The following is a 4029-nucleotide window of genomic DNA, read 5'->3' on the forward strand; positions in this document are numbered from 1 at the left end:
GGCACTCAGGCCGCGGCCATACCCGGTATCGCGGAGGTAAAATTGTATGCTCAGCCAAAAATGCCGATCATTAGGAAAGGCGATTCCGAAGACTGCATAGGATATGTCATCGCCGCTTCACCGAGCCGTGATCAAACGGCGACGCTACTTCAGCAAGCCGTCGACCTGGTGAATTGGACGATAACGCCATTTAGGGATGGTCACTGCTGAACGACCACCACCGTGGTGGGGGAAGGGGTGGTTTCAAGTCAATATCGATGCGAATCCAAAGTAGAAGAGGGATCAGGCCGATGACAATACCAATCGCCGATATGAGACCCGATGTTGCCGGGTATCGACTTGATCCACGAGATTGGCACGAACAACGCCGTTCTAGAACGGTAGCAGCCGCCGCCATCCGGCAGTCATCGCGTAGCCAATAGCGCGTCAGCCAAAAAAGGAGAGGAGAGCAAATGTCAGGACAACGCCCTCAAGTCAAACTGACCAACACCCGCCCCATCCGCACGCCTGCGGAGCTGGTCGAGACTGGCCTCGTTAAGGCTGAAGACCTTGCAGGTATCGAGGCCGTAGCCCAGCGCTATGCCATAGCTATCAGCCCTGCCATGGCCGCGCTGATCGACCGGGACGATCCGAACGACCCCGTCGCACGTCAATTCGTGCCGGATGCGGCTGAGCTGAACACGAGGCCCGAGGAGCGCGACGACCCAATCGGGGACCTTGCGCATAGCCCCGTTGAAGGCATCGTCCACCGCTATCCTGACCGGGTGCTGCTCAAGGCCGTCCATGTCTGCCCGGTTTATTGCCGCTTCTGCTTCCGTCGCGAAATGGTGGGTCCCCAGGGGCTCGGCACCCTATCACCTGAGGCCATGGACAGGGCCCTGGGCTATATCGCCAATCACCTAGATATCTCGGAGGTCATCCTCACCGGCGGGGAACCATTCATGATCTCGCCCCGCCCCCTCGCGAAAATCATGCAGCGGCTGGCTACTTTCGACCACGTGAAGATCGTGCGCTTCCACACCCGCGTTCCTGTGATCGAGCCGGAGCGGATTGATCCGGCTTTGATTGCGGCCGTGAAGTCATGCGGGAAAGCGGTCTATGTGGCTCTCCACGCCAATCATCCGCGCGAGCTTACGCCCGCGGCTCGGGCGGCCTGCGGCCGGCTCGTCGACTCAGGCATTGTGATGATCAGTCAATCGGTTCTGCTGAAGGGCGTCAACGCCGACTGCGACACGCTTGCGGCCCTCATGCGCGCCTTCGTGGAAGCGAGAGTAAAGCCGTATTACCTCCACCATCCGGACCTTGCTCTCGGCACAGGCCATTTCCGCCTGACCATCGAGCAAGGCAGGGCTCTAGTCGAAGGCTTGAGAGGCCGGATTTCGGGGCTGTGCCAGCCAACCTACATCCTCGACATTCCCGGTGGGCACGGGAAGGCGGTGATCGGTCCAGATGCCATCCGCCAGGACGATGCAGGTTGCTTTACGGTCTCGGATTTTAAGGGTCGCGGGCATGCCTATCCACCTGCGGATTGAGTAGAAAATAGCTACGTGTTTTACACGGAGAGCGCCACGACGACAGACGAAATCCGAACACGTCATGCCCTACGGCCACAGACGGCCACGGCGTGGCTTGTAATGTGCATACTGCCGGAACCGGCGTATCCGTTCCGCGACCTCAGCTGCTAAGTCTCCTCTCAGTGCTGCGGTTTGACCCCGCTTCGCTGACACGGAGACCAAGTATCATTCCAAATCGCTGACAAGAAGAGAAGAGGACAATGGAAAAGCACTCCCACGAGCTCGACGGTCATCTAACGCACCGAGATGGTGGATATGACAATGTCGGATCTACCGAAACCAACGTTGCGGACGGCTTCACAATGGTGGCGGTTGGCGATCTCATCCTGTCGCGGCCGCTAACCAAAGGTAACACGGTGGGCTTGCAGGGCATAGTTGAGATCCTTAGTAAGGCGGATGCAACTTTCGGGAACATGGAGACGCTCATTTTCGATATCCGGTCATTCAAAGGAAGTCCGCAGGCTGAGTACGGTGGCGCTTACCACATCAGTGTGCCGGATCTAGGCCGGGATTTGAAGTCGATGGGATTCAATTTGATGAGTCGTGCGAATAACCACTCGCTTGACTGGGGTGTCGAAGGTATGCGGGAAACGAGCCGTCTGCTCGACGAGAATGGGATCACACATGCGGGTGTTGGAGAGACTCTTTCACAAGCGGGTGCCGCTCGCTTTTTGGAGACCGCTAAGGGCCGGGTGGCGTTGGTTTCATTTGCCACTACTTTCATGCCAATGTCTCGGGCTTGCGATCCTGCGGGAGAGGCACCCGGTCGACCGGGTGTGAACGCGCTTCGTTTGATGCGAAACATAACTCTTCCGCCGGATGCGCTTGAGCGCTTGAGGCGGGTGCGGAATGTTTTGCCAGGATATGCCTCGCCTGAACGCGACCCAGGCCGAGTCGTGCTCCTTGGGGAGGCTTTCGTAGCAGGCGACAAGCCGAGTTTTAGCTATCAAGCAGATCCGAGTGACGAGGCCAGAGTCCTGCGAAACGTTCGCCGCGGTAAACAGTTTTCCGACTTCTGCATCGTCACGAATCACGGTCATGAGCCCGACTGGAGCGAGCTGGTTAGCGAGGAACCGGCGGATTTCGAGCAACCTTTTGCGCGAAAAATGATCGATGCCGGAGCGGACGCATACATTGCACACGGACCGCACCTGCTGCGAGGTATAGAAATTTATAAGGGCAGACCGATATTTTATGGCGTTGGCAATTTCTTCTTTGACGATCTGCGGACGCCGGTCGGGGCTGACATGTTTGATGTTTACGGCAAAGACCCTCGGCTCGACACGGACGCCGAGGTAACAGTCGATGAGCAGGCCAAGGGATACCCTTCGATTGACGGCTTCGTCGGGGCGCTAGGAAAGCCCATCCACTACGAGAGTGTTATCGCCGTGAGTCTATTCCAGGAGAACCAGCTTTCCGAGGTGTTGCTTTATCCTATTGAACTTGGTTTCCAGAAGCGATTCGCCAACCGCGGTACTCCTAGTTTGGCATCTGGACCACAGGCAAAGTCTATCCTCTTGCGTCTTCAAGCACTCTCGCAGCCTTTTGGGACCCGAATTGCTATCGAAAGCGGCGTGGGAGTCATCAGGCTCAAGCGTGGCTCGGTGATGGGGTGACTGATTGCCGGGGAGGCGTCCGAAGGAGTTCTGCGGTTCAGCGGTCGGCTCTAACGGACCATCAAGCTCATGTTCCAGGCAGTTGTTTCTTGCAATAGGTCAGGGAGACCGTAGGGCTGGGTCGTCGGCTCTGCAGCTGCCAAGAGCGGTTGTGCGCCTAACGCCTTCCCCATTAGAGGCACGCGCGGCATATCAGATTGTTGCCCTTCATCCAGTCTGAGCTGCCCCGCCATACGCAACAGGGGCCGCCCTGATGAAGTGTATGGTAGTGGTCCGGCACAGTCGTGTGGAGAGCCGGCCGTCGTTTCTAGAGCGTATCTTCAATCAGCGTCCAAAATTCACCCCTTATCGGCGTGCAAATTTGGCTCTGACGCAGATTGGGTGCAATTTCTCTCATTGACCTGATGTGGTGGACGGCCTCCGCTCCCGGCATCGCAATGTGCCAAAGTGTGGCTGTCGAAAGTCACATAAGGGAGAGCCGTCCGTGGAGAAGATTACCACAATTGGTCTGGATATCGCCAAGCATGTATTTCAGGTTCACGGGATCAATGGTGCCGGCGCGACGGTGAGCCGCCGCAAGCTGCGCCGCGACGATGTCGTTGGATTCTTCAAGGCATTGCCGCCATGCCTGATCGGAATCGAGGCATGCGCGACTGGACACCACTGGGCTCGGGTTCTTATGGCGCTGGGTCACGAGGTTCGGCTGATGCCGGCGTCTTACGTCAAGCCATACGTGAAGCGGCAGAAGAACGACGCGACAGATGCCGAGGCGATTTGCGAGGCGGTGACGCGGCCGACGATGCGCTTCGTTCCAGTGAAGAGCGAGGAGCAACAGGGCG

General features: G+C 57.8%; 3 protein-coding genes and 1 pseudogene. All 4 read left to right on the forward strand.

The window, feature by feature from the left end:
* Nucleotides 1–210 (forward strand): annotated as a pseudogene (locus tag HJC00_RS32195) (hypothetical protein); the annotation flags it as partial.
* Between the two features lie 269 nt (nucleotides 211–479).
* Nucleotides 480–1532, forward strand: a complete 1053-nt coding sequence (locus HJC00_RS32200; protein ID WP_207603970.1) for a lysine-2,3-aminomutase-like protein — start codon at nucleotides 480–482, stop codon at nucleotides 1530–1532.
* A 242-nt stretch (nucleotides 1533–1774) separates the two neighbouring features.
* Nucleotides 1775–3190, forward strand: coding sequence for a CapA family protein (locus HJC00_RS32205; RefSeq protein ID WP_207603930.1), 1416 nt, complete (start codon nucleotides 1775–1777; stop codon nucleotides 3188–3190).
* A gap of 484 nt (nucleotides 3191–3674) precedes the next feature.
* Nucleotides 3675–4029: transposase (locus tag HJC00_RS32210; RefSeq protein ID WP_221165206.1), on the forward strand; the 355-nt coding region annotated here is incomplete at its 3' end.

It is taken from the genome of Rhizobium sp. NLR22b (genome assembly GCF_019685295.1).
Lineage (GTDB): Bacteria > Pseudomonadota > Alphaproteobacteria > Rhizobiales > Rhizobiaceae > Rhizobium.

What these genes read in the sequence shown, in the direction of transcription:
- HJC00_RS32205 (WP_207603930.1), top strand. Translation starts at nt 1,775, where the DNA reads ATGGAAAAGCACTCCCACGAGCTCGACGGTCATCTAACGCACCGAGAT.